Below are 6,162 nucleotides of genomic sequence, written 5' to 3' on the forward strand. Positions count from 1 at the left end.
ATGCAGGACTATACTGGGATACCTGCTTTAGTCGATTTAGCCGCAATAAGAGATGCAGTAGCTCAAGAAGGCGGAGATCCGAGTTATGTAACACCTAAATGTCCGGTTGATCTTGTCATTGACCATTCGTTAATTGTTTATCAATCAGGTTCAGAATCTTCGATACAAACAAATCGTGCACATGAAATGGCACGAAATAGAGAGCGTTATACATTTCTAAAGTGGGCACAAAAAAACTTCCGTAACTTGACAGTGATCCCTCCCGGTAAGGGGATATGCCATCAAGTTAATCTGGAATATCTATCTCAAGTTGTGCGCGAAGACGAAAAAAGAGTGTTAACACCAGACACGGTAATAGGAACCGATAGCCACACCACTATGATAAACGGGTTAGGCGTGTTGGGTTGGGGAGTGGGAGGCATAGAAGCCGAAGCTGCAATGCTTGGTCAGCCACTAAATATCGCTATCCCACGAGTCGTCGGAGTACGTCTTGATGGGCAATTGCGTCCCGGTGTGACTGCGACCGATTTGGTTTTGACGATCACAGAAAGGTTAAGGTCTCATGGCGTGGTAGGTAAGTTCGTTGAGTACTATGGTGACGGCTTAGCCACTCTATCGGTGGCAGACCGAGCAACGCTTGCCAATATGGCACCAGAGTATGGAGCCACTTGCGGATTTTTCCCAATTGATGAAAATACTATCGCCTATTTAACCCTGACAAACCGCCCTTCTTCACTGATTGATAGAGTTCGGGCGTACGCTCTAGAGCAAGAGCTATGGTGGGATACAAACCGCCCTTCACCAGAGTATGACGAAAATGTTGTAGTCGATTTATCTGCTATCGGTACCTCAATAGCAGGGCCCAAACGACCTCAAGACAGACTTAATATCAGCGCCATTAAGCAAGCGACTCTTGACCAATGTGCTATTGAAGGTGCCGCAAACTCAAGCCAGCCAGGCTCATCCAGACCCTTACATCATGGTGATGTCGTCATTGCAGCTATCACCTCGTGCACTAACACGTCAAACCCCGCTGTTATGTTGACTGCGGGTTTGGTGGCTAAGGCAGCAGTTAAAAAAGGGTTAACCGTTCCTAGCTACGTCAAAACTTCTCTCGCCCCCGGTTCATTAGCTGTCGCTCGATATCTCAATGATACGGGTTTGCAAGACTACCTCGACCTATTGGGATTTCATCGAGTTGGATACGGTTGCACAACATGCATTGGTAACTCTGGCCCATTAAAAAACAATCTTGAAACTGAGATCTCGGAAAACAGCCTGAATGTATCGGCGGTATTATCAGGTAATCGCAACTTTGAAGGTAGAGTACACCCCTCTGTTAGCCTAAACTGGCTTGCCTCGCCACCTTTAGTCGTCGCATTTGCGTTAGCGGGTACGACCTGTATTGACTTAGAAAAAGACCCAATTGCGCTCAATAGTAACAACGAGCCCGTCTATCTAAAAGATCTGTGGCCAAGCCAAGCCATGCTGGATGAAATGCTAAATCAAGTCCATGAGAGCCACTTTAGATTGAGCTACAGCGACATTACTGAAGGTGATGAAGAGTGGGAACAATTGTCAATGAAAGATAGCCCCTGCTACCCTTGGGACGAAGGCTCTACTTACATACAACGCCCTCCTTTTTTGGAAATACCACCGCCGACTTTTCCTGTTGAATCAGCGCGTGTATTAGCCATTTTGGGGGATTCAATTACGACCGACCATATTTCACCAGCAGGCCGCATTTCAGAACATAGTCCGGCGGGTCAATATCTACTTTCAAAAAACATCACACCCGAAGAGTTTAATAGCTATGGTTCACGCCGAGGAAATCATCACATCATGGTTCGTGGGACTTTTTCAAATGTACGTTTGGAAAACAAAATCGCCTCCCCGACGATAGGCGGTGTCACGCGATGTTACGGCGATACCAAACTGGATGACTGTAACATGTCAACCACTGAGAAAGCGCCTCCCATCATTCCTATTTACGACGCCAGCAGGAGGTCAATCGAACTTAACGTTCCGTTGGTAATATTTGCTGGCAAAGACTATGGTTCAGGCTCTAGTCGTGACTGGGCTGCAAAAGGTTGTTTGTTATTGAATGTGAAAGCGGTCATCGCGGAATCGTTTGAGCGAATTCATCGTAGTAATTTAGTCGGTATGGGCATACTGCCTCTTCAACTGATGCGACCAGATGAATTAAATTCACTGACGTTAGAGGGTAATGAGACTGTTTTTATTGCACCCCACGAACCTATAAAGCCGTTATTGGAGCTCAATATTATCGTAGTAACAGCGCAAGGTGCTGAGCTCACCATACCTGTTACTGCTCGTATAGATAACCCTAAGGAACTGGAGTATTTTAACTCGGGGGGTATTCTTCAATATGTTCTGAAGCAGCTGACAGCTAATATTCCTAAAATGTCATAGTGAAGTCTCGCGTCTTAGATTACGGGGTAGCAGTCTGCGGTAGTTTTTCACCGCAGACTGTCTATACATTTCAGATTCAGATGTTGTTCTGTTTTTCTCTTACAGAGAAATACCGTAAAAAAGTGAGACCGAGTAAAGCTGAACAGATGGAAGCTGAGAAAATTCCAAGTTTTGCTGCATTAATTTGATCAGTGCTATAGGCTAACTCTGAGATAAACAATGCCATCGTAAAACCAATGCCAGCTAGCATCCCACCTCCCAAAATCATTCCCCAATTCATATTTTCTGGAAGCATGGCTACCCGGAGTCTTACGGATATCCAACTGAACAGCACAATACCTATAGGCTTGCCAAAAACAAAACCCAAAAAGACAGCAAAAGTAATTGGAGAAGTTGCGTTCGTACTGGTTAGTGAAATCCCAGCATTAGCAAAGGCGAATAGTGGTAAGATGATAAACCCGACCCAAGGGTGAAGTAACATTTCTAAGCGCTCGACCGGTGAAAGCGTTTCACGGGCCGCCGCCGCAGCTGTCCTTAAAGTCTCTCCTTCAATCTTATCTCCGCTCCATTGCTTCATAGGAGATGATGCCACTATTGAGTTCACAATAGTGGAGAGGTGTTGCTTGCTGACCCACTTATTTGTGGGGGTTAATAAGCCTAGAATCACACCAGTAATTGTCGGATGTATACCAGACATGTCGACCGACAACCATATCATTCCTCCAACAAGAGAGAAGAGTACAATACTGCGAACTCCCAAGAAGCTCATAGCTCGAACAATAATAAAACCTATCAATGCATAAACGACGGGCCGCCATTCAATGTCATTACCATAACCAATAGCCACAACAAAGATTGCGCCAATATCATCGACTACGGCCATTGATAACATGAATATTCGTAAGCTACTCGGAATACTTCGTCCTAAGAGCGCTAGGCACCCGATCACAAATGCGGTATCCGTCGCCATCACGGTCCCCCAACCATGATGCCCTGGTTCACCAAATTGGATAAATAAATAGAAAAGAGGAGGTAACAACATCCCACCAAGAGCGGCAGCAATGGAAAGTACAGCTAATTTAGGATTACGAAGTTCACCCAGCACCAACTCACGCTTAAGTTCTAAGGCAATGAGAAAGAAAAACAAAGTCATTCCTGCATCGTTTATCCATTTGTGTAAAGAACGCTCAAAGACTAAATCACCGAAAGTAATCCCTACCGAAATCTGCCAAAAATGAGCAAACTCTTCACTTAGATTTGAATTGGCAATTAAAACAGCAAGTACTGCTGAAACAAATAGAACAATGCCTGCTGCGGATTCAATATGTATAAAACGGTTTACTGGTTGAGCAACCCAATCAATGTACTCTTTTGGTAATCGAGTCGGATTAGTTGGTACTATTGGGACTTTTTTACTCATTATTTTCAACTGTAGGTATTAAGTTACCTTCAATGCTATTGAGAAACCTGAATATGTCACTGTTAGTAGATAAAACAAGCGTTGTATTTTCTGAAATGATAGTTGAGTAAGACTGCATTGTTCGCGTGAACTCATAAAGGTCTCTCGCTTGAGGGCTTTTATTGTAAGCTAACGAATAAATTTCGGCGGCTTTGGCATCAGCTTGTCCGCGAATCTCTTCGACTTCACGATAGGCTTCAGACTGGATTTTATTCAAATCTCTGATGCGGTCACCACGAATCCTCGCAGCTTCCCCATTCCCTTCGGATAAAAAACGTTCCGCGATTTGCCGACGTTCACTAATCATTCGTTCGTAAATTTTAGGGCGAACACTTTCATTGTAATTAATACGTTTGAAGCGAATATCGAGCAATTCAATACCAAATATCTTTATTTTTTCTGACGCAGCAGAGAATATTTCTTGTTCTACTAGTTGACGCCCTTTTTTAATAGGAACAAGGGTGCCAATTTTTAACTCTCCTTCAGTGTCACTTAATAAGGCATCTCGTAACGGTTTTCTGTTTTTGTTGGTACGAATTATTTCGATTAGTTCATGCTTTGCGACAGCATTTCGCGTCTCACTTCCCAAAATATCGTCAAGACGAGATTGAGCACTACGTTCATTTTTTAAACGTAAAAAGTATTGGAGTGGATCGATAATCCGCCACCGAGCAAATATATCAACCGAAATATACAGCTTATCTTTTGTTGGCATATCGGAAGGGTTGCCATCCCACTCCAACACTCTTTTGTCTATAGTATTAATTTCATGAATGAATGGCATTTTTATCTTTAACCCGGCATCCACAACAGGTTCTCCTATTGGCTTCCCAAACTGAGTAATAATGACCTGTTGTACTTCACTCACGGTGTAAAGTGCGTTGTATATACCAAGAGAGGCACATAAAACTAATGCGGTTATGACTCCTATTTTTTTCGGTTTCATTGTGCATCTCCTTGTGTCTCGTTGAGATTAAGTAAAGGTAAGATATTGTTTGCTCGCTCATCAATGATAATTTTGGCCCGAATATTCGGTAATACAGCTTGCATGGTTTCTAAGTAGATTCTTCGTTTGGTCACTTCTGGAGCTTTAACGTACTCAAACAATAGTGCATTAAATCGCGCTGTATCCCCCTCGGCTTCATTCACTCTTTTTAAACGATAACCGTCAGCCTCTCTGATCCTTTGATCTTTTTCTCCTAAAGCTAAAGGGATCACTTTGTTGTAATCTCGACGAGCTTCATTAATAAGCTTTTCTTTTTCCTGTTGGGCTTGGTTCACTTCGTTAAATGATGCCTGGACAGGTTGAGGAGGGTTGATGTTTTTCAATTGCACTTGGTCAATGCTTATCCCTAAGGCATATTTCGTTGAGAGCGCCTGCATTTTTGAAAGCGCTTCATATTCAATTTCTTGTCGGCCTATTGTGATCACTTCATCCACAGTTCTATCCCCGACAACTTCACGCATTACGGACTCAGAAACATATCGAAGCGTTTCACTAGGTTCCCGGACTTCGAACAAAAACTTAATAGGTTCAGAAATTCGATATTGAACTACCCACTCCACAAGGGCAGCATTTAAATCACCAGTGACCATTTGTGTCTCTTGGCGACGATCGTTCACTCTGGGACTTTGGTGAGGATCATTAGCTCCTGGCGTCGTAAAACCAAACTCTTGTTTCAGCTGACGTTTAACTGGAACTATTTTTACCGTGTCAATACCAAGTGGAACCTTGATATGGAGCCCCGCAGGAACATTATTTACATACTTACCAAAGCGTTGTATGGCAGCGACAGAATCACTTGGAACGGTATAAAATGTTGACCATAAAATGAGAGCTAAAAATAAAATAATAAATGGAGAAAAAAAGCTCGACGGTCCACGACCGATAAGAATTTTCTTGAAGTGCTGAAGAATAGTATGAAAAGCTTTTTTCAAATGTGGAGGATCTTGCTGACCTCCGCCCCAGGGGTTTCCTGAAGAATTGTTACTTGGGAGCATGAGCATGCCCTCCGGCTATAGGTAAGGAATTTGACCTATGCAAAATTGAATGAGGTAGGTAGCGCTTAATCAACTAGAGTAAATTGTGTGCAGTTTACGATTAGTTACTAAGTGTTGCCTTAGGATAGGGACGGTCTATTTAAACTTCTAATATAATCAGAAATTATTAGCTAGTATGATTTCTAACTATATCTCAAGCTCTACAGTAACCCCTAATTACTAGGCTCTTTTTATCGCTAGCGTTATGCGACGTGTAGTTATGTGAGAGC

The 6,162-nt window shown here is 43.0% G+C and carries 4 protein-coding genes; 1 reads left to right on the top strand and 3 read right to left on the bottom strand.

The window, feature by feature from the left end; all coding sequences use genetic code 11:
* A partial coding sequence (gene acnA, locus CAG68_RS18655) for an aconitate hydratase AcnA (RefSeq protein WP_161441495.1) occupies positions 1-2,433 on the top strand: 2,433 nt, incomplete at its 5' end.
* A gap of 76 nt (positions 2,434-2,509) precedes the next feature.
* On the opposite strand, the gene nhaA is transcribed toward acnA, so the two are convergent.
* From nhaA to hflK, 3 genes are read right to left on the bottom strand one after another with little or no spacing between them, the layout of a single operon-like run.
* Entirely contained in the window at positions 2,510-3,853 is a 1,344-nt protein-coding gene (gene nhaA / locus CAG68_RS18660) for a Na+/H+ antiporter NhaA (protein WP_161441496.1), read from the bottom strand.
* Entirely contained in the window at positions 3,846-4,838 is a 993-nt protein-coding gene (gene hflC / locus CAG68_RS18665) for a protease modulator HflC (RefSeq protein ID WP_161441497.1), read from the bottom strand. The genes nhaA and hflC overlap by 8 nt, the downstream gene beginning before the upstream one ends.
* The gene (hflK, locus tag CAG68_RS18670; protein WP_161441498.1) at positions 4,835-5,893 is read right to left on the bottom strand and encodes an FtsH protease activity modulator HflK; all 1,059 of its coding nucleotides are present in this window, start codon (positions 5,891-5,893) and stop codon (positions 4,835-4,837) included. The genes hflC and hflK overlap by 4 nt, the downstream gene beginning before the upstream one ends.
* Between the last annotated feature and the right edge of the window lie 269 nt (positions 5,894-6,162).

This window comes from Vibrio sp. V42_P2S4T144 (genome assembly GCF_009904715.1).
GTDB classification, from domain to species: Bacteria; Pseudomonadota; Gammaproteobacteria; order Enterobacterales; family Vibrionaceae; genus Vibrio; species Vibrio alginolyticus.